This is a genomic window from Streptomyces afghaniensis (genome assembly GCF_044327915.1).
Taxonomy (GTDB): domain Bacteria; phylum Actinomycetota; class Actinomycetes; order Streptomycetales; family Streptomycetaceae; genus Streptomyces; species Streptomyces afghaniensis.
The window spans coordinates 174771-197848 of sequence record NZ_JBIRGJ010000006.1 but is presented as its reverse complement, the minus strand read 5'-3'; the positions used below and the strand labels follow the sequence as shown (position 1 = coordinate 197848).

Sequence of the window (23078 nt, the reverse complement as noted above, 5' to 3'; positions counted from 1 at the left end):
TCTTCCGACCCCTTACAGCTTCATCAGGCTGGCGTCGTCGACCGAGGCCGAGTGACGGGCGCGGAACAGGGACACGATGATCGCGAGCCCGACCACGACCTCCGCGGCGGCGACGACCATCGTGAAGAAGGCGATGATCTGGCCGTCGAGGTTGCCGTGCATCCGGGAGAAGGCGACGAACGCGAGGTTGCAGGCGTTGAGCATGAGCTCGATGCACATGAACACGACGATCGCGTTGCGCCTGATCAGCACGCCGGTGGCGCCGATCGTGAACAACAGGGCCGCGAGGTACAGATAGTTGACCGGGTTCACTTCGACGCCTCCTCGGGCCGCTTGAACGTGGTCGGCTCGATGGCCTTCCGCTCCAGGCGCTCCTCGGCACGCTGCTCCAGGGCCCGCAGGTCGTTGAGCGCCTCCTGCGACACGTCCCGGATCTGGCCCCGCTCCCGCAGCGTCTTGCTGACGGTGAGGTCGGACGGTGTGCCGTCGGGCAGCAGGCCCGCGATGTCGACCGCGTTGTGCCGGGCGTACACACCAGGGGCCGGCAGGGGCGGCAGTTGCCTGCCTTCGCGGACCCTCTCCTCGGAGAGTTCGCGCTGCGTCTTGGCGCGCTCGGTGCGCTCGCGGTGCGTGAGCACCATCGCGCCGACGGCGGCCGTGATGAGCAGGGCGCCGGTGATCTCGAACGCGAAGACGTACCGGGTGAACAGGAGGGTGGCGATGCCCTCCACGTTGCCGCCGGCGTTGGCCTGGCCGATGCCGTTGAACTCGCTGAGGGATGCGTTGCCGATGCCGCCGATCAGCAGGACACCGAAGCCGAGCCCGCACAGCAGGGCCAGCCAGCGCTGGCCCTTGATGGTCTCCTTCAGGGAATCCGCCGCGGTGACGCCGACGAGCATCACCACGAACAGGAACAGCATCATGATCGCGCCGGTGTAGACGACGATCTGTACGACGCCCAGGAAGTAGGCGCCGTTGGCGAGGTAGAACACCGCCAGGATGATCATGGTCCCGGCGAGGCAGAGCGCGCTGTGCACGGCCCTCTTCATGAGGATGGTGCACAGGGCGCCGATCACCGCGACCGTGCCCAGGATCCAGAACTGGACGGCCTCTCCGGTGGAGGTGGAGTAGGCGGCGAGCTGGGTGGTCATCGGTCGATCACCTTCTTTGACGCCGGTTCCGTCCCGCCGAAGGTCGAGTCGGCCTCCTGGACGACCTCGCCCTTGGAGTGGGCGACCTGCCGCTCCGTACCGGGCGCGGCCTCGGTGACCAGGCCCCGGTAGTAGTCCTGTTCGTCCGTGCCCGGGTAGATGGCGTGGGGCGTGTCGACCATGCCCTCCTCCAGACCCGCGAGCAGCTGCTCCTTGGTGTAGATGAGGTTGGCCCGGCTGGAGTCGGCGAGCTCGAACTCGTTCGTCATCGTCAGCGCGCGCGTGGGACACGCCTCGATGCACAGGCCGCACAGGATGCAGCGGGCGTAGTTGATCTGGTAGACGCGGCCGTACCGCTCGCCCGGCGAGTAGCGCTCCTCGTCGGTGTTGTCCGCGCCCTCCACGTAGATCGCGTCGGCGGGGCAGGCCCACGCGCACAGTTCGCAGCCGACGCACTTCTCCAGGCCGTCCGGATGGCGGTTGAGCTGGTGCCGTCCGTGGAAGCGCGGAGCCGTGGTCTTCTGCTGCTCCGGGTACTGCTCGGTCAGCCGCTTCTTGAACATGGCCTTGAAGGTCACGCCGAAACCGGCCACCGGGTTCTGGAAACCGGGCTTGGTGTCCTTCGGTTCCTCAGCCATCGGACGCCTCCTTTCCATCCGTAGTTCCGCCCAGAGATCCGTCACTCTGAGTATCGGGCCCACCACTGACAATCAGCTCCCGCTCACGGCGCGAGCGGCGTCGCGGGACCGGTGGCAGCTCCTGTCCCGGCAGTGGCGGTACGGGGAATCCGCCCGCCATCGGGTCGAAGGCGGCCGGGCTCTCGGCCGGCTGTTCGGCCTGCTTCGTCTTCTCGCGGAACATGTCGACGACGAAGGAGAGCACCAGCAGGGCCAGCACGCCGCCGCCGACGTAGAGGGCGATGTCGGCGAAGTCGTAGCCCTCGTTCCGCAGGGCGCGCACGCTGGCGACGAGCATCAGCCAGACCAGCGAGACCGGGATGAGGACCTTCCAGCCGAGCTTCATCAGCTGGTCGTAGCGGACGCGTGGGAGCGTGCCGCGGATCCAGATGAACATGAACAGCAGCAACTGGACCTTGACCGTGAACCAGAGCATCGGCCACCAGCCGTGGTTCGCGCCCTCCCAGAAGGTGCTGATCGGCCAGGGGGCCCGCCAGCCGCCCAGGAACAGCGTCGTGGCGACGGCCGAGACGGTCACCATGTTGACGTACTCGGCGAGCATGAACATCGCGAACTTGATCGACGAGTACTCGGTGTTGAAGCCGCCGACCAGGTCGCCCTCGGACTCCGGCATGTCGAACGGGGCGCGGTTGGTCTCGCCGACCATCGTCACGATGTAGATGACGAAGGAGAGCGGCAGCAGCAGGATGTACCACCGGTCGGTCTGCTGCTCGACGATCGTCGACGTCGACATCGACCCCGAGTAGAGGAACACGGAGGCGAAGGCGGCGCCCATCGCGATCTCGTACGAGATCATCTGCGCGCAGGAGCGCAAGCCCCCCAGCAGCGGATACGTCGATCCGGAGCTCCAGCCCGCCAGCACGATGCCGTAGATGCCGACGGAGGCGACCGCGAGGATGTAGAGCATCGCGATCGGCAGGTCGGTGAGCTGCATCGTGGTGCGCTGGCCGAAGATCGAGATCTCGTTGCCGGCCGGGCCGAAGGGGATCACCGCGATCGCCATGAAGGCCGGGATGGCCGCGACGATCGGCGCGAGGACGTACACGGCCTTGTCCGCGCGCTTGACGATGACGTCTTCCTTGAGCATCAGCTTGATGCCGTCGGCGAGCGACTGGAGCATGCCCCAGGGGCCGTGCCGGTTGGGGCCGATGCGCAGCTGCATCCAGGCGACGACCTTGCGCTCCATGACGATGGAGATCAGCACGGTCACCATCAGGAAGGCGAAGCAGAACACCGCCTTGATGACCACCAGCCACCAGGGGTCGGTGCCGAACATCGAGAGGTCTTCAGCAGCGAGGTACGACGGGCTCATGCCTCCACCTCCTTGGGGGCCTCGCCGGCGAGGGTCGCCGGGCCGATGCGGACGAGGGAGCCGGGCCGCACCCCTGCGTCGGAGGCGACGCCCCCGCCGGTGGAGTTCAGCGGGAGCCACACCACCCGGTCGGGCATCTCGCTGATCTGGAGCGGGAGTTCGACGACTCCCTGGGGGCCGGTCACCGCGAGGAGGTCGCCGTCCTTGACGCCCGCCTCGGCGGCCGTCGCGGCCGACACACGCGCGCGGGCGGCGTGGCGGGTGCCGGCGAGCGCCTCGTCGCCCTGCTGGAGGACGCCCTGGTCGAGCAGCAGCCGGTGTCCGGCGAGCACCGCCTCACCGGCGGCCGGACGGGGCAGGGCGCCCGCCGTCTCCAGGGGTTCGGTGGCCCGCGGGCCGTCCCAGGCGCCGAGCCGGTCGATCTCCGCCCGTACAGTGCGCAGATCGGGCAGGCCGAGGTGGACGTCCATGGCGTCGGCCACCATCTGCAGCACGCGCGCGTCGGTGGGCGCCATACGGCGGGTCATCTGGTCGGGCTTGAGCGCGGCCTCGAAGAAGCGGACCCGGCCTTCCCAGTTGAGGAAGGTGCCGGCCTTCTCGGCGACCGCGGCGACGGGCAGGACGACATCCGCCTTGCGGGTGATCTCGCCGGGCCGCAGTTCGAGCGAGACCAGGAAGCCGACCTCGTCGAGTGCCGCACGCGCGCGTGCCGGGTCGGGCAGGTCGGCGATCTCGACGCCCGCCACCAGCAGGGCCTGGAGTTCGCCGGTCGCGGCGGCCTCCACGATCTGGCCGGTGTCACGGCCGTAGCGGTGCGGGAGGCCTGCCACGCCCCAGACGGTGGCGACCTCGTCACGCGCGCGTGGGTCGGTGGCCGGACGCCCGCCCGGCAGCAGCGACGGCAGCGCGCCCGCCTCGATGGCGCCGCGTTCCCCGGCACGGCGCGGGATCCACGCCAGCCGGGCACCGGTCGCTGAGGAGATGCGCACGGCGGCGGTGAGACCGCCGGCCACCGCGGCCAGCCGCTCACCGACGACGATCACGGCGCCCTCGGCGCGCAGCGCCTCGGCGGCCGCGGCGCCATCGCCCTCCAGGCCGACGTTGCTCGCGAGCGCGTCCAGCCACTCGGTCTCGGTGCCGGGGGCGGCCGGCAGCAGCGTCCCACCGGCCTTCTCCAGACCGCGCGTGGCGTGCGTGGCCAGGGAGAAGACCTTCTGCCCGTGCTTCCGCCAGGCCTTGCGCAGACGCAGGAAGACGCCGGGCGCCTCCTCCTCCGCCTCGAAACCGACCAGCAGGACGGCGGGGGCCTTCTCCAGCGCGGTGTACGTGACGCCCGTGCCGTCGAGGTCCCGGCCGCGCCCGGCGATCTGCGCGGCGAGGAAGTCGGCCTCCTCGCTGCTGTGCACGCGCGCGCGGAAGTCGATGTCGTTGGTGTCGAGCGCCACGCGCGCGAACTTGCTGTACGCGTAGGCGTCCTCGATGGTGAGCCGTCCGCCGGTCAGGACGCCGGTGCGGCCCCGGGAGGCCAGCAGCCCCTGGGCCGCGATCTGGAGCGCCTCCGGCCAGGAGGCCGGTTCCAGTTCACCCTCGGCGTTGCGTACCAGCGGCGTCTCCAGCCGGTCCCGCTGCTGCGCGTACCGGAACGCGAACCGCCCCTTGTCGCAGATCCACTCCTCGTTGACCTCGGGGTCGTTCGCCGCGAGCCGCCGCATGACCTTGCCGCGCCGGTGGTCGGTGCGCGTGGCGCAGCCGCCGGAGCAGTGCTCGCACACCGACGGGGAAGAGACCAGGTCGAAGGGGCGGGAGCGGAATCGGTACGCCGCCGAGGTCAGCGCTCCCACGGGGCAGATCTGGATGGTGTTGCCGGAGAAGTACGACTCGAACGGGTCGCCCTCGCCGGTGCCTACCTGCTGGAGGGCGCCCCGCTCGATCAGCTCGATCATCGGGTCGCCCGCGACCTGGTTGGAGAACCGGGTGCAGCGGGCGCACAGCACGCACCGCTCGCGGTCGAGCAGCACCTGCGTGGAGATCGGGACGGGCTTCTCATAGGTCCGCTTGCGGCCCTCGAAGCGGGAGTCGGCGTCGCCGTGCGACATGGCCTGGTTCTGCAGCGGGCACTCGCCGCCCTTGTCGCAGACAGGGCAGTCCAGGGGGTGGTTGATGAGCAGGAGCTCCATCACACCCTTCTGGGCCTTCTCCGCCACCGGCGAGGTGAGGTGGGTCTTGACCACCATCCCGTCGGTGCAGGTGATGGTGCAGGAGGCCATCGGCTTGCGCTGGCCCTCGACCTCGACGATGCACTGCCGGCAGGCGCCGGCCGGGTCGAGGAGGGGGTGGTCGCAGAACCGGGGGATCTCGATGCCGAGCTGTTCGGCGGCCCGGATGACCAGGGTGCCCTTGGGCACGCTGATCTCCACGCCGTCGATCGTCAGCGTCACGAGGTCCTCCGGCGGGACCGCCGCCTCTCCCCCGCCTGAGGGAGCGCTGGTGGTCACGGTCATGCGTTCACCTCCGTGCGGTCGGCCCAGGCCGTCGACTTGGCCGGGTCGAAGGGGCATCCCCGGCCCGTGATGTGCTGCTCGTACTCCTCGCGGAAGTACTTGAGCGAGGAGAAGATCGGCGAGGCGGCGCCGTCGCCGAGGGCGCAGAAGGACTTGCCGTTGATGTTGTCGGCGATGTCGTTCAGCTTGTCGAGGTCGGACATCCGTCCCTTGCCGGCCTCGATGTCGCGCAGCAACTGCACGAGCCAGTAGGTCCCTTCGCGGCAGGGCGTGCACTTGCCGCAGGACTCGTGGGCGTAGAACTCCGTCCAGCGCGTCACGGCCCGCACCACGCAGGTCGTCTCGTCGAAGCACTGGAGGGCTTTTGTGCCGAGCATGGAACCCGCGGCGCCCACTCCTTCGTAATCAAGAGGGACGTCGAGATGCTCGTCGGTGAACATCGGGGTCGAGGAGCCGCCCGGCGTCCAGAACTTGAGGCGGTGCCCGGGGCGCATCCCGCCGCTCATGTCGAGGAGCTGGCGGAGCGTGATCCCGAGCGGCGCCTCGTACTGGCCGGGGCTGGCGACATGGCCGGACAGGGAGTAGAGCGTGAAGCCGGGCGACTTCTCACTCCCCATCGACCGGAACCATTCCTTGCCCCGGTTCATGATCGCGGGAACCGACGCGATCGATTCGACGTTGTTCACCACAGTCGGGCACGCATACAGGCCCGCGACGGCAGGAAAGGGGGGACGAAGCCGCGGTTGACCCCGGCGGCCTTCGAGCGAGTCGAGCAGTGCGGTCTCCTCACCACAGATGTACGCGCCCGCGCCCGCGTGCACGGTGATGTCGAGATCGAGTCCGCTGCCCAGGATGTTCTCGCCGAGGAAGCCCGCCTCGTACGCCTCGCGTACGGCAGAGTGCAACCGCCGCAGCACCGGTACGACTTCACCACGCAGATAGATGAAGGCATGCGAAGACCTGATGGCGTAACACGCGATGATCATGCCCTCGATGAGGCTGTGCGGGTTCGCGAAGAGGAGCGGGATGTCCTTGCACGTCCCGGGCTCCGACTCGTCGGCGTTGACAACTAGATAGTGCGGCTTTCCATCTCCCTGAGGGATGAACTGCCACTTCATCCCCGTGGGAAATCCCGCGCCGCCGCGCCCGCGCAGACCGGACTCCTTGACGTACGCGATCACGTCGTCCGGCGACATGGCGAGCGCCTTGCGAAGCCCCTCGTAGCCGTCGTGCCTTCGGTACACGTCCAGCGTCCAGGACCTGTCCTCGTCCCAGAAGGCCGACAGGACCGGTGCGAGCAGCTTCTCGGGGCTCATGTCTTTCAGCTCGGGTGCCAAGGTCATCACTCCCCCTCCTCGGCTACAGGCCCGGCCGGGTGGGCGGGGTCGGAGGCCGACGTGTCCTGCGGCGCGTCGTGCGAGCTCAAGTGCTCCGTCGGTGACGGCTCGTGCGGCTTGTCGTCCCGGGGTGCCTCACCGCGCGGATGCACCACGCGCGCGGGAGCGGACTCGCCCTTGGCGAGCTTCAGGCCGACCAGGGAGGCGGGTCCCGCGCTTCCCCCGGACTCGACGGCCCCGTCCCGCTCGTCCGGGAAACCGGCCAGGACCCGGGCGGTCTCCTTGAAGGTGCACATCGGCGCCCCGCGCGTGGGCGTGACCGGCCGGCCCGCGCGCAGGTCGTCGACGAGGCGCCTGGCGCTCGCCGGGGTCTGGTTGTCGAAGAACTCCCAGTTGACCATCACGACCGGCGCGAAGTCGCAGGCCGCGTTGCACTCGATGTGCTCCAGCGTGACCTTGCCGTCGTCGGTGGTCTCGCCGTTGCCGACGCCCAGGTGCTCCTGGAGCTCCTCGAAGATCGCGTCCCCGCCCATCACGGCGCACAGGGTGTTGGTGCACACCCCGACCTGGTAGTCACCGCTCGGCCGGCGCCGGTACATGGTGTAGAAGGTGGCGACGGCGGTGACCTCGGCCGTGGTGAGGCCGAGCATGTCCGCGCAGAACTGCATGCCGGTCCGCGTGACGTGCCCCTCCTCGGACTGCACGAGGTGCAGCAGCGGCAGGAGGGCGGAGCGGGAGTCCGGGTAGCGGGCGATGATCTCGCGCGCGTCGGTCTCCAGACGGGCCCGGACGTCGTCCGGGTAGGCGGGTGCGGGCAGTTCGGGCATGCCCAGGCTGACGCCCCGCTCGGAAGAAGAGGTGGTCACCGGTCGACGCCTCCCATCACGGGGTCGATGGACGCGACGGCGACGATGACGTCGGCGACCTGGCCGCCCTCGCACATCGCCGCCATGGCCTGCAGGTTGGTGAAGGACGGGTCGCGGAAGTGGACCCGGTAGGGGCGGGTGCCGCCGTCGGACACGACGTGCACCCCGAGTTCGCCCTTGGGCGACTCGACCGCCGCGTACGCCTGTCCCGGCGGGACGCGGAAGCCCTCGGTGACCAGCTTGAAGTGGTGGATCAGGGCCTCCATGGAGGTGCCCATGATCTTCTTGATGTGGTCGAGGGAGTTGCCGAGCCCGTCGGGTCCCAGGGCGAGCTGGGCCGGCCAGGCGATCTTCTTGTCGGCGACCATGACCGGGCCGGGCTGGAGCCGGTCCAGGCACTGCTCGACGATCCTGAGCGACTGCCGCATCTCCTCCAGGCGGATGAGGAAGCGGCCGTAGGCGTCGCAGGTGTCGGCGGTCGGGATGTCGAAGTCGTACGTCTCGTAGCCGCAGTAGGGCTGCGTCTTGCGCAGGTCGTGCGGCAGGCCGGCGGAGCGCAGGATCGGGCCGGTGGCGCCGAGGGCCATGCAGCCGGCCAGGTCGAGGTAGCCGATGTCCTGCATGCGGGCCTTGAAGATGGGGTTCCCGGTGGCGAGCTTGTCGTACTCCGGGAGGTTCTTCTTCATCTTCTTCACGAACTCGCGGATCTGGTCCACCGCGCCGGGCGGCAGGTCCTGGGCGAGTCCGCCGGGACGGATGTACGCGTGGTTCATCCGCAGGCCGGTGATCAGCTCGTAGATATCGAGAATGAGTTCACGATCACGGAACCCGTAGATCATGATCGTGGTGGCGCCGAGCTCCATGCCGCCGGTGGCGATGCACACCAGGTGCGACGACAGCCGGTTCAGCTCCATCAGGAGCACGCGGATGATCGAGGCGCGGTCCGGGATCTGGTCCTCGATGCCGAGGAGCTTCTCGACGCCGAGGCAGTACGCCGTCTCGTTGAAGAACGGCGTCAGGTAGTCCATGCGCGTCACGAACGTGGTGCCCTGCGTCCACGTCCGGTACTCGAGGTTCTTCTCGATGCCGGTGTGCAGGTAGCCGATGCCGCAGCGGGCCTCGGTGACGGTCTCGCCGTCGATCTCCAGGATCAGGCGGAGCACGCCGTGCGTGGACGGGTGCTGCGGGCCCATGTTCACGACGATGCGCTCGTCGTCGGCGCGGGCCGCGGACTGGACGACCTCGTCCCAGTCGCCGCCGGTGACCGTGTAGACGGTGCCCTCGGTGGTCTCGCGCGCCGCGGCGGCCGCGGCGGCGGCGTCGGATGCGTGCGACGTGCTCATGAGTACGACCTCCGCTGGTCCGGAGCCGGGATCTGGGCGCCCTTGTACTCGACGGGGATGCCGCCGAGGGGATAGTCCTTGCGCTGCGCAAAGCCCTGCCAGTCGTCCGGCATCATGATCCGTGTCAGGGCGGGGTGGCCGTCGAAGACGATGCCGAAGAAGTCGTACGTCTCGCGCTCGTGCCAGTCGTTCGTCGGATAGACCGAGAACAGCGACGGGATGTGCGGGTCGCTGTCGGGGCAGCTGACCTCCAGGCGGATCAGCCGGTTGTGGGTGATCGAGCGCAGGTGGTAGACGGCGTGCAGCTCGCGGCCCTTGTCGTTCGGGTAGTGGACGCCGCTGACGCCGGTGCACAGCTCGAAGCGCAGGGCCGGGTCGTCGCGCAGGGTGCGCGCGACGCGGACCAGGTGCTCGCGCTCGATGTGGAAGGTCAGCTCGTCGCGGTCGACGACCGTCTTCTCGATGGCGTTCCCGGGGAGGAGTCCCTGCTCCTCCAGGGCGCCCTCCAGCTCGTCGGCGACCTCGTCGAACCACCCGCCGTAGGGGCGGGTCGCCGGTCCCGGGAGCCGGACCGAGCGGACCAGGCCGCCGTAGCCGGAGGTGTCGCCGCCGTTGTTGGCGCCGAACATGCCGCGCTGGACTCGGATCTCCTCGCCGCCCTGACCACGCTGGCCGGGGAGGTTGGAGGCGGAGAGGTCCTTCTCGGGGTTGACCCCGTTCGACCCGTTCGCGCCGTTGGTGCCGTTCGCGTCGCTCACCGCAGCAGCCCCTTCATCTCGATCGTGGGCAGGGCCTTGAGCGCCGCCTCCTCCGCCTCGCGGGCCGCCTCCTCGGCGTTCACGCCGAGCTTGGAGGTCTGGATCTTCTGGTGGAGCTTGAGGATGGCGTCCATCAGCATCTCCGGCCGGGGCGGGCAGCCGGGGAGGTAGATGTCGACCGGCACGATGTGGTCGACGCCCTGGACGATGGCGTAGTTGTTGAACATGCCGCCGGAGGAGGCGCAGACCCCCATGGAGATCACCCACTTGGGGTTCGGCATCTGGTCGTAGACCTGCCGCAGCACCGGCGCCATCTTCTGGCTCACCCGGCCGGCGACGATCATCAGGTCCGCCTGGCGCGGTGAGCCCCGGAAGACCTCCATGCCGAAGCGAGCCAGGTCGTATCGCCCCGCGCCGGTGGTCATCATCTCGATGGCGCAGCAGGCGAGGCCGAAGGTGGCGGGGAAGACGGACGACTTGCGCACCCAGCCCGCGGCCTGCTCGACGGTGGTCAGCAGGAAGCCGCTCGGCAGCTTTTCTTCGAGTCCCATGACTTGTGGCCCCTCAGTCCCATTCCAGGCCGCCGCGCCGCCATACGTACGCGTACGCGACGAAGACGGTGAGCACGAAGAGCAGCATCTCCACGAGCCCGAAAATCCCCAGGGCGTCGAAGGTGACGGCCCAGGGGTAGAGGAAGACGATCTCGATATCGAAAATGATGAAGAGCATCGCCGTCAGGTAGTACTTGATCGGGAAGCGCCCGCCGCCGGCCGGCGTGGGGGTCGGCTCGATTCCGCACTCGTAGGCCTCGAGCTTGGCCCGGTTGTACCGCTTGGGCCCGATCAACGTGGCCATGACCACGGAGAAGATCGCAAAGCCTGCCCCGAGGGCTCCCAGTACGAGGATGGGCGCATAAGCGTTCACCGCTCCTCGCTCCTCTCAGTCGGCACTGACTGCTGGCGGTTTGCGTCGGGCTCACATCCGGCCCACCTGTCCCTCGAACCCCGCCCGCCCCGGCGAAGATCGGGAACATGTGAAGCAGGTCACAAGCCCAACCGCGTGCATCTTATGCCCGACGCTCTGTGATCTGCGACACGGGGTATTGCACAAGCTTTGTGATCTCCACCACCTGACGATCGATCATGAAGTCGGATGAGCGGTGATCTTCACACCCGAAGCGTCCGAGTGATCACCAGACGTGACATTTTGGCTCGTCAGCGCAGGCCGGAGGGGGCGTCTCAATATCAAGAGAGTTCCCTTGCATGCAAATTGGCGATGGAATCGATCTCTTGATAGAGGCGCGTTCACACGTCAGAGGGCGTGCGGAGCGGGGTGTGGACGCGTGCATCCGTTCACGATCTTCGCGAGGCCGTGATCCGGCCGTGATCTCCAGCCCCGGACGCACCCGCCATGGCAGCCGTTCCGTGACCTCCGTCACACGCATGAGAGATCCATGAGAACGGGGCTTGGCCAATGAACCCAACCGATGGTAGGCGCGGGGCAATTCGGGCGTATTGATCAAAGACCGTGATCACAGCCCGGTCACGGTGCGCCCGCAATGTCCGTTACGGCGTCAATAAAGGGCCTCGGGCGGGGGTTTTGAGGGCCCGATTGAACAACTGTGGCGCAGCCCACGTTTCTTGAAGATATGAAGGAGCCCCTGGTACCGGTTGTTCCCATGTCCCACACCGCTCACATACGCAGCCACCGGAAGCCCCGCCGCAGCGCGACCTCTTCGATCGCCCTGCGTGCCGGAGTTGCCGGTGGCGTTCTCAGCATGGCAGCGGCGGGTGCGTCGGCCTCGGCGAACGCCGCCGAGCCGGTCACCCAGACCATTGAACTGCCCACCCTGACGGCCGACATGTCCGCTCAGGTCGCCCAGTCCGCCGCCGCCACCCAGCAGGCGGCCGCGAACTACGAGCTGCGCGCCGAGCGTGACGCCGCCGCCGCCAAGGCCGCCGCTGAGGCCAAGAAGGACCTCGCCGAGGCGAAGAAGAAGGCGGAGGCCAAGAAGAAGGCCGCCGAGGCCGCCCGCAAGGCCGCCGCCGAGCGCGCCACGCGCAGCGCCGACCGTGCCACGCTCTCCGCCTCCGCGTCCGCGTCCGCCTCCACGTCGGTGTCGGCGCCCTCCAGCGGCAGCGTCGCGACCGTCATCGCCTTCCTGAAGGCTCAGGTGGGCGACGCCTACGTCATGGGTGCCACCGGTCCCAACGCCTGGGACTGCTCCTCCCTCGTGCAGGCCGCGTACAAGCAGGTTGGTGTGGACCTGCCGCGCGTCTCGCAGGACCAGTCGATGGCCGGCACGGACGTGCCGCTGTCCGACGTCCAGGTCGGCGACATCCTCTACTGGGGCGGCAAGGGCTCCGCGTACCACGTCGGTGTCTACATCGGCGACGGCCAGTACCTGGACGCGGCCAACCCGTCCAAGGGCGTCGTCATCCAGGACCTGTCGGGCTACCCGGCGTCGGGCGCCGTGCGCGTCCTCTGACCGCACGCATACGGGCTTGAGGGCCGCTGCCACTCGGGGGCAGCGGCCCTCCCGGCATGTCCGGAGGAGGGGCGAGGCGCCTGGCTGCCGCTGGAGGCCTCGCGGCGGCCGCGAGGCCTGACTCCTTGGGCGACGGCCCCGGCGGCTCCCTGGCGGCCGTCAGGGGGCGTCTGCGGGTGTGGCCGGACTGCTGCTGGGACCGCTGCGGGTGTTCTGCTGTGATGCTCCCTGAGGGCGGGGAGGGGCTTCCGAGGCGGAAGCTGCCCGTTCCCTGCCACCCACAGCATGCTCAGCAGACAGGGAGAGACAGATGCCGAGCGTCTTCGTACAGGGACGGCCCGTCGACTCGTACCCGAGGCTCGCGCCCGAGGCCCGGCGCGGCCGGGTCCGGCGGATCACCGAGGTCGGTGAGGGGGTCCTGCACAAGCCGTGCCGGGACGTCACCGAGTTCGGTCCGGACCTCGCCGCGCTGATCGACGACATGTTCCTGACGATGTACACCGCGGACGGTGCCGGACTCGCGGCGAACCAGGTCGGGGTCGATCTGTGCCTGTTCGTGTACGACTGCCCGGACGACGAGGGGGTGCGGCACGTCGGGCACATCGTCAACCCGGTGCTGGAGCCGCTGGACGCCGCTCACCGGAGGCTGCTCGACGAGGGCGAGGGATGCCTGTCGGTGCCGGGGGCCACGATGGACCTGCCGCGTCCGGACCGGGCCGTGGTGCGCGGCTACGACCGGGACGGCGAACCGCTCGTCATCGAGGGCACGGGCTACTTCGCCCGCTGCCTGGAGCACGAGACCGACCATGTGAACGGACAGGTGTACCTGGACCGGCTGTCCGGGCGGGAGCGCAAGGAAGCACTGCGGCAGATGGCGGCCCGGCGCGAGGCGGTGTTCGCGCGCCGGGCCGCCAACATCGCGGCCTTGAGCGGCTGAGCGGCTGATCGGGCCTTCGGCACCGAAGGCCCGAGTACGCGAGTGAGCGAGTGAGTGCCTGATCAGGCCTTCGGCGCCACCCTGCTCAGCCCGTTGATGATGCGGTCCATCGCGTCGCCGCCGGTCGGGTCGGTGAGGTTCGCGAGGAGCTTCAGCGTGAACCTCATCAGCATCGGGTGCGTGAGACCGCGCTGGGCCGCGATCTGCATGACCTTCGGGTTGCCGATGAGCTTCACGAAGGCACGGCCGAGCGTGTAGTAGCCGCCGTAGGTGTCCTTGAGGACGCGCGGGTAGCGCTGGAGGGCCATCTCACGGCCGGCCGGCGTCGCCCGCGCGTGCGCCTGGACGATGACGTTGGCGGCGATCTGGCCGGACTCCATGGCGTAGGCGATGCCCTCGCCGTTGAAGGGGTTCACCAGGCCGCCGGCGTCACCCACCAGCAACAGCCCCTTGGTGTAGTGGGGCTGGCGGTTGAAGGCCATGGGGAGGGCGGCGCCGCGGATGGGCCCGGTCATGTTGTCGGGGGTGTAGCCCCAGTCCTCCGGCATGGACGCGCACCAGGCCTTCAGGACCTCGCGCCAGTCCAGCTCCTTGAAGGAGTCGGAGGTGTTGAGGACACCCAGACCGACGTTGGACGTGCCGTCGCCCATGCCGAAGATCCAGCCGTAACCGGGCAGGAGACGGTCCACGGGGCCGCGGCGGTCCCACAGTTCCAGCCAGGACTCCAGGTAGTCGTCCTCGTGGCGCGGGCTGGTGAAGTACGTCCGTACGGCCACGCCCATCGGGCGGTCCTCGCGGCGGTGCAGGCCCATCGCGAGGGACAGGCGCGTGGAGTTGCCGTCGGCGGCCACGACGAGCGGGGCGCGGAAGGTGACCTCGCGCTTCTCCTCGCCGAGCTTGGCGTGCACGCCGGTGATACGGCCCGTGCGGTCGTCCACGATCGGCGCGCCCACGTTGCAGCGCTCGAACAGCCGGGCGCCCGCCTTCTGGGCCTGCCGGGCGAGCTGCTCGTCGAAGTCGTCACGCTTGCGGACGAGGCCGTAGTCGGGGAAGGAGGCGAGATCCGGCCAGTCGAGCTGGAGCCGCACCCCGCCGCCGATGATGCGCAGGCCCTTGTTGCGCAGCCAGCCGGCCTCCTCCGAGATGTCGATGCCCATGGCCACGAGCTGCTTGACGGCGCGTGGGGTGAGGCCGTCGCCGCAGACCTTCTCGCGCGGGAACTCGGTCTTCTCCAGCAGAAGGACGTCGAGGCCCGCCTTGGCGAGGTGGTAGGCGGTCGTGGAGCCGGCCGGCCCCGCGCCCACGACGATCACATCGGCGGTGTTCTCGGAGAGGGGCTCGGTCACGACGGTCACGGCGGGATCTCCCCCAGTTCGGAATCTGCGTGCCGACCGGCACTGGACACGGGCAGTCTATGCAGCGGCACTGATCACCCGGCTGAAGGGCCGCCTTCGCGAACCGGGCGTCCAGCAGCGGAGAGTAGTCGACTGTCACAGAAAGACACCTGTCGCTTCCGGCCGCTGTGGAGCGGGAGTTACCCTTCCTGTACCGCTGGGGGTGACATCTGTGCACATATCCCGCAAAACACCCGGAGTGCGTGTACCGCGACTGGTGGGCCTGATGGCCGTGGACGCGCGTGAGACGGCCCGGGCGCAGGGCCTGCTCCTCAACGCACCGGACCGGCCCGACATCCATCTCGCCGTCGTCGACTACGTCGTCCGCCAGTACCCGCACCCCGGTGCCGAGGTGCCGCGGGACTCGATGGTCTACGTGTGGTTCGACTTCGGCCCCGGCGAGGGCGGCGGGGGCGTGCACGAACCGCGGCTCCCGAGGCCGCCCAGGGGCGGTCTCCAGCGGGAGCTGGACGAGCCCGGCGACCCGTACCCGGCTCTCAGCTCCCCGTAGGGGTCAGCTCTCCTTGAAGCCCCGGTGCAGGGCGACGATGCCGCCGCTCAGGTTGCGCCAGGCCACCCGGGACCAGCCGGCCTTGCCCAGCCGCTCGGCCAGCGCGGGCTGGTCGGGCCAGGCCCGGATGGACTCGGCGAGGTAGACGTAGGCGTCGGGGCTGGAGGACACGGCCCGCGCCACCGGCGGCAGGGCGCGCATCAGGTACTCGGTGTAGACGGTGCGCAGCGGCGGCCAGGTCGGGTGCGAGAACTCGCAGATCACGACCCGCCCGCCGGGCCGGGTCACCCGGTACATCTCCCGCAGGGCGGCGTCCGTGTCCTGCACGTTGCGCAGCCCGAAGGAGATGGTGACGGCGTCGAAGGTGTCGTCCCTGAAGGGGAGCCGCGTCGCGTCCCCGGCGGTGTAGGGCAGCCAGGGCTGCCGCTGCTTGCCGACCTTGAGCATGCCCTGGGAGAAGTCGCAGGGGACGACGTAGGCGCCCGTGCGGGAGAAGGGCAGCGAGGACGTGCCCGTGCCCGCCGCCAGGTCGAGGACCTTCTGCGCGGGGCGCGCGTCGACCGCCTTGGCGACCTCCTTGCGCCATCGCCGGTCCTGGCCGAGGGACAGCACGTCGTTGGTCAGGTCGTACCGTTCCGCCACGTCGTCGAACATCGAGGCGACTTCGTGCGGCTGCTTGTCCAGGGATGCGCGGGTCACGGGCCCATTGTTGCAGTACGCCCGCCCGGGAGAAGCCGCGGCTTGCGCCGCGCCGCCACGTCCTGCACCCACCCGGACAGCAGCGTCCGGAGTTGTCAGCGAACACGGGCCCTTCTGCGGGCTCATTGCCGCGTTTGCGGCGGCGACCGCGGGTGACGCGGCTTTCGAGGGCAGGCCCGGAACGCATTCCCCGGACACCAGGAGGCGTTTATGTGCTTGTGAGACGTTTGCGGCCGGGAAACGTATGGGGTCTTGAACCGCGGACAGTCACATCAGGAGAACGGGAGCGTGCGCCATGAGGAGTTACCGGAAACCGGCGGCGGTCGGGCTGGGCGGCCTGCTCGCCCTGGTCACCACGGGGTGCTCCGAACAGGCCGAACCGGTCGACCGAGCACGCCCGGCGCCCTCGGCGACAGCCGCCCCCAGCACCTCGTCCCCTGCCGGGACCGGCACCTCGCCCCCTGCCGGGACCGGCACCGCGTACGCCCCGTACGTCAGCGCCACCGATGCCGCCGGCACGGACTCGGCCGGCTCCCCGACGACGTACAACCTGGCCTTCGTCCTGGCCGACGGCGACGACTGCACCCCGCGCTGGGACGGCAGCCACGCGATCGACGACTCGGCGGTGAAGTCCCGGATCGCGCGACTGGTGAAGGACGGCGGCCAGGTCCGGGTCTCCTTCGGCGGCGCCTCCGGCAAGGAACTCGCGGCGGTGTGCGACAGCGCGACGGAACTGGCGGCGGCGTACGGCAAGGCCCTCGACGCGGCCGGTGCCACCCGGGCCGACTTCGACGTCGAGGGCGACGAACTGGCCGACTCCGCCTCCGTCGACCTGCGCTCGAAGGCGATCGCGCTGCTCCAGAAGGAACGTACGGATCTGGAGGTCTCCTTCACGCTCCCGGTCATGCCCTCGGGCCTGGGCAAGGACAGCCTGGCGCTGCTCGGCTCCGCCAACGACAACGGCGTACAGGTCGCCACGGTCAACCTGATGACGATGAACTACGGCAGCTCGTACGACGGCGACATGGGCGGCTACGCGCTCTCGGCCGCCAAGGCCGCGCACGCCCAGCTGAAGGAGGTCTTCGGCACCTCGGACGCGGTCGCCTGGCGGGGCATGGCGCTCACCTCGATGATCGGCGTCAACGACGTCAAGGGCGAGACCTTCACGCTCGCCGACGCGGCCGAGGTCCGGGCCTTCGCCGAGGAGAAGGGCATCGGCTGGGTGTCGATGTGGTCGGCCGCGCGGGACCGGCAGTGCGCGGACGGCTCCGCGTCGGACCGGCCGGCGACCGATTGCAGCGGGGTGAAGCAGCGTTCGGGGGCGTTCGGGGAGGCCTTCGCGGGCTGACGGATCAAGCGGACCGACAGATCAAACGGACCGACGGATCAAGCGGACCGACAGATCAAACGGACTGCCGGGTCAAGCGGACTGCCGGGTCAAGCGGACTGCCGGGTCAAGGGGCGCTGATCAGCGCCGCCGGTGCACGAGCCGCCCCGCGCACACCGTCACGACGCACTCCCCCGCGTCGTCGAAGACGGCGAGGTCGGCACGGCCGGTCGGGACGATCGCGGTGCTGCGCGCACCCGGCAGGACGACGACGTCGTTGCGCTCGGCTGCGGACCGGAGTTCCGGCGAGTCGACGTGCTCCTCCAGGACCGCGACCGCGCCGAGCTTCAGCACCTCGTGGACGCGTTCGCGCGGGCTCGGGGCGTCCGGGAGCGGGCCCTCGTGGACCCGGGCGGGACCGAGGGTCCCGGGCCACCTGCGGACCCGGGCCCGGGGGAACGCCTCGCGTACGTCGTCGAGCTTTCCGACCGCACCGATCCGGTCCCGTCCGACGGCCACGGCACCGCCCTTGACGGGCTCGGAGTCCCAGGTGACGCGGACGGCGTCGGCCGTGTGAATGGTTTCCAACTACCTCTCCGCGGCGCTCAGTTGGAGGCGAGCAGCTTCAGCTCGGGGTGAGCCGTGCCGCCGTCGATCGCCGTGGACGAGATGTGCGAGACCACGCGGTCGTCGACGGGGTCGTTCGCCGGGTCGTCGTGCACGACGAGGTGCTCGTACGTGGTCGATCGCTGCGCGGGCACCCGCCCGGCCTTCCGGATGAGGTCGATGATCTCCATCCGGTTGGACCGGTGCTTGGCGCCCGCGGAGGAGACGACGTTCTCCTCCAGCATGATCGAGCCGAGGTCGTCGGCGCCGTAGTGCAGGGAGAGCTGCCCGACCTCCTTGCCCGTGGTCAGCCACGAGCCCTGGATGTGGGCGATGTTGTCCATGAACAGCCGGGCGATCGCGATCATCCGCAGGTACTCGAAGAGGGTCGCCTGCGTCCGGCCCTTCAGGTGGTTGTTCTCGGGCTGGTAGGTGTACGGGATGAAGGCGCGGAAGCCGCCCGTGCGGTCCTGGACGTCCCGGATCATCCGCAGGTGCTCGATGCGCTCGGCGTTGGTCTCGCCGGTGCCCATGAGCATGGTGGACGTGGACTCCACGCCCAGGCCGTGCGCGATCTCCATGATCTCCAGCCAGCGCTCGCCGGACTCCTTCAGCGGGGCGATGGCCTTGCGGGGCCGCTCGGGCAGCAGTTCGGCACCGGCACCGGCGAAGGAGTCGAGCCCGGCGGCGTGGATGCGCCGGATGGCCTCCTCGACCGACACCTTCGAGATGCGGGCCATGTGCTCGACCTCGGACGCCCCCAGGCTGTGGATGACCAGCTGCGGGAACTCCTTCTTGATCGCCGCGAAGTGCTTCTCGTAGTACTCGACGCCGTAGTCCGGGTGGTGTCCGCCCTGGAACATGATCTGGGTACCGCCCAGCTCGACCGTCTCGGCGCACCGGCGCAGGATGTCGTCCAGGTCGCGCGTCCAGCCCTTGGCGGTGTCCTTGGGGGCGGCGTAGAAGGCGCAGAAGCGGCACGCCGTGACGCAGACGTTCGTGTAGTTGATGTTGCGCTCGATGATGTACGTCGCGATGTGCTCGGTGCCGGCGTACCTGCGGCGGCGTACGGCGTCGGCCGCGGCGCCCAGCGCGTGCAGCGGGGCGTCCCGGTACAGCAGGAGCGCCTCGTCGGGGGTGATCCGCCCACCGGCGGCTGCACGGTCGAGGATGGGCTGAAGGTCGGCCTTCTCGGTCACCGGGCGTCCCTTTCGTAAGGGTTGTGGACGGACCAGCCCAGCGTACGCCAGCCGTTCGGGCCGCTGGACGTCAGGCCGCGTAGGCCCCGACCAGGAGTCCGAGGAAGGCGCCGGAGATCAGGAACGGCCCGAAGGGGATGGCCGTCTTGCGCCCGGCCCGCCGCGCGACCACGAGGGCACCCCCGTACAGCGCGCCCAGCAGGAACCCGGCGAAGGTGCCGAGCATCACCGTCGGCCACCCGTACCAGCCGAGCACCGCCCCCGCGCCCAGGGCGAGTTTGACGTCACCGAAGCCCATGCCCGCGGGGTTGATGAGGAACAGCACGAAGTAGCCGCCGCCCAGCGCGAGCGAGCCGAGCAGGGCGGTCGTCCACTCCCCCGCGTGCTCGGGAACGAGCGCGGTGAGGCCGAGCAGGACGAGCGCGGCCGCGGCGAACGGCAGCGTGAGCGGGTCGGGCAGCCGCCGCACCCGGAAGTCGACGGCCGTCAGCAGCACGCCGACGGGCGCGAGCAGCAGCCAGACGCCGAGCTCGGGCCGGGTGCCGGTGGCGGCGGCGAGGGCGGCGCAGACGAGCGCGGTGGCGATCACCAGTGGTGTCGTACGAGGCCCGTACCCGGCCCCCTCGGACTCCGCGCACTCCGGGCACGCGGCCCGTCCCAGCCAGCCCGTGAGCCGGCCCGTGAGGGCGTGCCCGCCGGGGCACCGCTCCCGCCACGGCTCCCCCGAGGGGGCCGAGAACCGATATGCCGCGCGCGGCAGAAACGCGCCCGCCGCCGCGCCCCACAGCGCGGCGGCGATGACCAGGACCCCGGTGTTCATCCCACCGCGGCGATCGCGTCGCGCCACGTGGGCAGCAGCTCGTCGAGCAGTGCCTCGGTGCGCGGCGGCAGACCGCGGGCCCCGCTGCGGCCGATGAGATCGGTGGCGAGCGCGGTCAGCCGGGACGTGTCACCGGTGGCGTGGGTGGCGCGCAGCAGCTCGTGCCACAGGCGCTCGTCGGCCGGGGCTGTGCGCAGGGCCGCGTTGAGGGCCTCGATGGCCTTCTCCGCGCGGTTCTTCTCCATGTGGAACTCGCACAGCGCGAGCCCGGTGTCCGCGACGAGCAGGGGCAGCTGGGCGTCGACGATCTCGTGGGTGAGCCACCGGTAGCGGCCCTCGGGCCGGTCGGCGAGCAGCGGCCCGCGCACCAGCACCAGGGCGTCGGTGAGCAGCCGCCCGCGCACGGCCCGGCTGCCGACGCCCTTGCCCTGCGTGGCCTCGTGGTAGAGGGACCGCAGGACGTCCAGGTCGGAGACGACGGACTTGGCGAGGGTGAGCCGTCCGGTCGAGTCCCTGCCGAGGCGGGGCGTGCCGTCGGGGTCGGCGCCGAGCCAGTCGCGCAGCCGGTCCAGGAGCGCGCCCCGTACGTCGTCGGTGACGCCGCGCGGCCACAGCGCGGAGGACAGCACACGCGGGTGCACGCCCTCGCGGTGCAGGAGCAGCAGGGCGAGCGCCTCGTGGAGGAGGGCGCTGCGGTCCCCGTCCGGGGTGTCGAGGCCGATGATCTCGTACGGCCCGACGAGCCGGGCGTAGACGGCCGGCCGGCCCTGCTCGCTGATGTCGACGAGGAACGGCGGGGTGTTCGCGGGCCTGTCGGATTCGCCCTCCGGGTCCGCCTCGACGAACAGCTCGACCACGGCCCGCTGCTGCGCGACCGGCAGCAACTGGGCGTCGAGTTCGAGTCCGAGGAGGGGGGCGAGGAGCTTGCCCTGGCCGGTGATCTCCATCTCCCAGGCGGCGCCCGGCAGGTCGCCGGTCTCGGTGCCGACGAGGTAGCCGATGCCGAGCCGGCTCGCGTCGGAGGCGAGTTCGGCGAGCTTGACGGCGTCCTCGGGGGACGGCTGAGCGGCGAGCAGGACCAGGTGCGGGGCCCAGCGGGTGTGCTGGGCGGGCCCGGTGCGCCCGGTGAGGACGGAGTCGTGCCCGGCCGCGCCCAGCGCTCCGCGCCGCTGCCGCGTCTCGGCCTCCATGGTCTCGACGAGCGCCTCGATGTCCTCGAGGTGCCGGATCCGGTTGGGGGCGAGCGGCGTCAGGTCCTCACCGAAGCCGACGAGCGTGATGGTCATGCGGTCGGACCACCCGTTGGTCGCCAACTCGGCGGCGACGGACGCGAAGACGGCGGCCCGGTCGGCCTCCCGGCCGGAGAGGGAGACGATGCCGGGCACGGCCTCCAGGTTGAGCAGCAGCCGCGAGTCGTCCATGGTGCCGAGGCTGACGAGCCCCGGGTAGGGCGCGGCCGTGTCGACGTCTTCGTAGCGCTCGGCGTCCGTCCGGGCCAGCATCCAGAAGGTCTGGTCCTGCCCCTGCTGCCAGGGAGCCGGGGGCTTCCCGGCGGGCTGGGCGAGCTGGAGGTGCAGGTCGCCGTTGCTGAGCCAGGCCGCGTACACGACCGGCAGCGCGCGCGACTCCTCGGCGAGGGAGGCGGCGAGGCCGCGCAGCGACCGGTCGAGCAACCGCACACCCTCGGGGTCGGCCCCGACGAGCAGCGCGTCCTGCACGTCCTGCGCGTCCCCGCTCGGCGTGGGCGGTTCCATACCGCGCCGTCCGCCGACGGCTCCGAACGCCGACTGCCACAGCGCCTGCCGGCGCCGCCGCCCCAGGGCACCGAGGAGACCGGCGGCGAGGAGGGGTGCGGTGAGGAGGGCTTCGGGCAGACCGAAGGAGCTGCCGGACTCGGCGTCGACGGAGGTGGCCTGCTGGTGACCGGAGTCGGGAGCGGGCCGCTGCTGCTCGGGGACGGACACTTGGGTGGCGCCGCCACCGGCGTGCTCGTGCCCACCGCCCTGGGCGCCGGAACCCCCGCCGCCTTGGGCGTGATCCCCGCTCTGTGCATAGTCGGCGATCTGCTGCTGCACGTCCGGCGACACGTTGGGAGCCTCGTCGGGCATCTCCACGAGCTCGCCGCCGCGGGCGTCGCCCGGCATCTCCATGATCCATCCGGGCCGGATGAGGCTGGCCTCGGAGAGCTTGGACCCGTCGGGCTGGATGCGGTCCTTGTTGAGGTCGAAGATCTCCTTGTAGCGACGCCCGTCGCCGAGGTGCCGTTCCGCTATCTCCCACAGGGAGTCGTGGTGACGCCCCTCGGGCGGCTGGATCCGGTAGTACTTCGTGTCGCCCTGCTTGGCGGTGCTGCCACCGGCGTCGGCGTGCGAGGCGGCGTGCGAGGCCTGCTCGGCGAGGGCGGACGCGGTGTCGGCGGCCTGCTCCTGCTGCTGGGCGAAGAAGCCCGGGGTCTGCTGGGCCGCTGCGACCGTGGGCTTCTGATTGGCGTCGTACCCGCTCTGCCCGAGCTGCGACAGCCCGGGTGTGAAGCTGGCCGCGGTGGCGCCGACGAGCAGCAGCGCCGCGACGAGCTGCCGGGCGAGCAACTGACTGGGCCCGGCGCCCGGCACCCGCCCCGGCACACCGACACCGGACAGCGCGGCCTTCATCTCCACGAGCACGCAGGCGGTGAACTGGGCCCACGCGAGCCACACCACGACGGTGAGGATGTTCAGGAACGTCTGAACGGTGATCTCTTGCTGGAGCCAGTCGAGACTCGGCACCCCGTTCGGCAACGGCCACCCGATCTGCGTGGCCAGCGCGCCGGGCACGCCGACGAGGAGAACGGCCAGGGCGACGAAGGCGAGGAACGCCTTGACGAAGTCCCCGAACGACCGCCGCCGCACCCTCACCGGCTGCGGCGTCCGGTTCCTCGGAGTCGTCGTCGGGGCCGTCGTTCCCGTCGTACTTCCCGTCGAGCTTGACGAGCTGGAGGTGCGGCGTCGCGGCATGGCGGGTGTCCTGGGGTCGTGTGTGAGTGCGGTGGGGCGAACTGGGGGCGAGAGGTGGGCTGAGCCTGAGGTGTGCTGAGCCTACAGAGATCTTATGGACTCTTATTGAGGTCGTCGAAGGGCGTGGGGAACGAACGG

At 70.3% G+C, this 23078-nt stretch carries 21 protein-coding genes; 4 read left to right on the top strand and 17 right to left on the bottom strand.

The annotated features are described in order from the left end of the window. Positions 1 to 12 precede the first annotated feature (12 nt). The 11 genes from nuoK to ACH4G3_RS23305 are packed head-to-tail and all read right to left on the bottom strand — an operon-like array spanning position 13 to position 10890. Positions 13 to 312, bottom strand: coding sequence for an NADH-quinone oxidoreductase subunit NuoK (nuoK, locus tag ACH4G3_RS23355; RefSeq protein ID WP_003992252.1), 300 nt, complete (start codon positions 310 to 312; stop codon positions 13 to 15). Continuing rightward, positions 309 to 1151 (bottom strand): NADH-quinone oxidoreductase subunit J, encoded by an 843-nt coding sequence (locus ACH4G3_RS23350; RefSeq protein ID WP_397626347.1) that lies wholly within the window; start codon positions 1149 to 1151, stop codon positions 309 to 311. The genes nuoK and ACH4G3_RS23350 overlap by 4 nt, the downstream gene beginning before the upstream one ends. Then, positions 1148 to 1789: an NADH-quinone oxidoreductase subunit NuoI gene (nuoI, locus tag ACH4G3_RS23345; RefSeq protein ID WP_274818317.1), complete on the bottom strand. Its 642-nt coding sequence runs from the start codon at positions 1787 to 1789 to the stop codon at positions 1148 to 1150. Before nuoI ends, ACH4G3_RS23350 begins: the two co-directional genes overlap by 4 nt. After that, complete coding sequence (gene nuoH / locus ACH4G3_RS23340; RefSeq protein WP_397626346.1) at positions 1782 to 3161, bottom strand: NADH-quinone oxidoreductase subunit NuoH; 1380 nt, start codon at positions 3159 to 3161, stop codon at positions 1782 to 1784. Before nuoH ends, nuoI begins: the two co-directional genes overlap by 8 nt. Continuing rightward, the gene (locus ACH4G3_RS23335; protein ID WP_397626345.1) at positions 3158 to 5662 is read right to left on the bottom strand and encodes an NADH-quinone oxidoreductase subunit G; all 2505 of its coding nucleotides are present in this window, start codon (positions 5660 to 5662) and stop codon (positions 3158 to 3160) included. The genes nuoH and ACH4G3_RS23335 overlap by 4 nt, the downstream gene beginning before the upstream one ends. Continuing rightward, positions 5659 to 7005, bottom strand: coding sequence for an NADH-quinone oxidoreductase subunit NuoF (gene nuoF, locus ACH4G3_RS23330; protein ID WP_397626344.1), 1347 nt, complete (start codon positions 7003 to 7005; stop codon positions 5659 to 5661). The genes ACH4G3_RS23335 and nuoF overlap by 4 nt, the downstream gene beginning before the upstream one ends. Next, a complete protein-coding gene (gene nuoE, locus ACH4G3_RS23325) occupies positions 7005 to 7865 on the bottom strand; it encodes an NADH-quinone oxidoreductase subunit NuoE (protein WP_397626343.1) in 861 nt (286 codons plus the stop codon). The genes nuoF and nuoE overlap by 1 nt, the downstream gene beginning before the upstream one ends. Further along, positions 7862 to 9208: an NADH-quinone oxidoreductase subunit D gene (locus ACH4G3_RS23320; protein WP_397626342.1), complete on the bottom strand. Its 1347-nt coding sequence runs from the start codon at positions 9206 to 9208 to the stop codon at positions 7862 to 7864. The genes nuoE and ACH4G3_RS23320 overlap by 4 nt, the downstream gene beginning before the upstream one ends. Then, entirely contained in the window at positions 9205 to 9966 is a 762-nt protein-coding gene (locus ACH4G3_RS23315; protein ID WP_397626341.1) for an NADH-quinone oxidoreductase subunit C, read from the bottom strand. Before ACH4G3_RS23315 ends, ACH4G3_RS23320 begins: the two co-directional genes overlap by 4 nt. Further along, positions 9963 to 10517 carry a NuoB/complex I 20 kDa subunit family protein gene (locus tag ACH4G3_RS23310; protein ID WP_010041554.1) on the bottom strand — a complete coding sequence of 185 codons (555 nt, stop codon included), beginning with the start codon at positions 10515 to 10517 and terminating at the stop codon, positions 9963 to 9965. The genes ACH4G3_RS23315 and ACH4G3_RS23310 overlap by 4 nt, the downstream gene beginning before the upstream one ends. A gap of 13 nt (positions 10518 to 10530) precedes the next feature. Then, positions 10531 to 10890: an NADH-quinone oxidoreductase subunit A gene (locus tag ACH4G3_RS23305; RefSeq protein ID WP_003974383.1), complete on the bottom strand. Its 360-nt coding sequence runs from the start codon at positions 10888 to 10890 to the stop codon at positions 10531 to 10533. Between the two features lie 724 nt (positions 10891 to 11614). Here ACH4G3_RS23305 and ACH4G3_RS23300 point away from each other — a divergent pair. Continuing rightward, positions 11615 to 12454, top strand: coding sequence for a C40 family peptidase (locus tag ACH4G3_RS23300; RefSeq protein WP_397626340.1), 840 nt, complete (start codon positions 11615 to 11617; stop codon positions 12452 to 12454). 310 nt (positions 12455 to 12764) lie between these two features. Then, entirely contained in the window at positions 12765 to 13391 is a 627-nt protein-coding gene (def, locus tag ACH4G3_RS23295) for a peptide deformylase (protein ID WP_397626339.1), read from the top strand. 62 nt (positions 13392 to 13453) lie between these two features. On the opposite strand, the gene ACH4G3_RS23290 is transcribed toward def, so the two are convergent. Further along, positions 13454 to 14746 carry a geranylgeranyl reductase family protein gene (locus ACH4G3_RS23290; protein WP_397626338.1) on the bottom strand — a complete coding sequence of 431 codons (1293 nt, stop codon included), beginning with the start codon at positions 14744 to 14746 and terminating at the stop codon, positions 13454 to 13456. A 238-nt stretch (positions 14747 to 14984) separates the two neighbouring features. On the opposite strand from ACH4G3_RS23290, the gene ACH4G3_RS23285 reads away from it, so the two are divergent. Further along, a complete protein-coding gene (locus ACH4G3_RS23285) occupies positions 14985 to 15296 on the top strand; it encodes a PASTA domain-containing protein (RefSeq protein WP_397626337.1) in 312 nt (103 codons plus the stop codon). Positions 15297 to 15299: 3 nt separating this feature from the next. On the opposite strand, the gene ACH4G3_RS23280 is transcribed toward ACH4G3_RS23285, so the two are convergent. After that, positions 15300 to 15995, bottom strand: a complete 696-nt coding sequence (locus ACH4G3_RS23280; protein WP_397626336.1) for a demethylmenaquinone methyltransferase — start codon at positions 15993 to 15995, stop codon at positions 15300 to 15302. A gap of 295 nt (positions 15996 to 16290) precedes the next feature. Between ACH4G3_RS23280 and ACH4G3_RS23275 the strand changes: the two genes are divergently transcribed. After that, entirely contained in the window at positions 16291 to 17343 is a 1053-nt protein-coding gene (locus tag ACH4G3_RS23275; protein ID WP_397626335.1) for a chitinase, read from the top strand. Positions 17344 to 17463: 120 nt separating this feature from the next. Here ACH4G3_RS23275 and ACH4G3_RS23270 read toward each other — a convergent pair whose 3' ends face one another. The 4 genes from ACH4G3_RS23270 to ACH4G3_RS23255 all read right to left on the bottom strand — a co-directional run bounded on the left by ACH4G3_RS23270 (position 17464) and on the right by ACH4G3_RS23255 (position 22940). Then, positions 17464 to 17910 (bottom strand): hypothetical protein, encoded by a 447-nt coding sequence (locus ACH4G3_RS23270; RefSeq protein WP_397626334.1) that lies wholly within the window; start codon positions 17908 to 17910, stop codon positions 17464 to 17466. Between the two features lie 17 nt (positions 17911 to 17927). Beyond that, entirely contained in the window at positions 17928 to 19127 is a 1200-nt protein-coding gene (gene mqnC / locus ACH4G3_RS23265; protein ID WP_397626333.1) for a cyclic dehypoxanthinyl futalosine synthase, read from the bottom strand. A 70-nt stretch (positions 19128 to 19197) separates the two neighbouring features. Continuing rightward, positions 19198 to 19947 carry a prepilin peptidase gene (locus ACH4G3_RS23260; protein WP_397626332.1) on the bottom strand — a complete coding sequence of 250 codons (750 nt, stop codon included), beginning with the start codon at positions 19945 to 19947 and terminating at the stop codon, positions 19198 to 19200. Beyond that, the gene (locus ACH4G3_RS23255; RefSeq protein ID WP_397626331.1) at positions 19944 to 22940 is read right to left on the bottom strand and encodes a BTAD domain-containing putative transcriptional regulator; all 2997 of its coding nucleotides are present in this window, start codon (positions 22938 to 22940) and stop codon (positions 19944 to 19946) included. The genes ACH4G3_RS23260 and ACH4G3_RS23255 overlap by 4 nt, the downstream gene beginning before the upstream one ends. Positions 22941 to 23078: the final 138 nt, after the last annotated feature.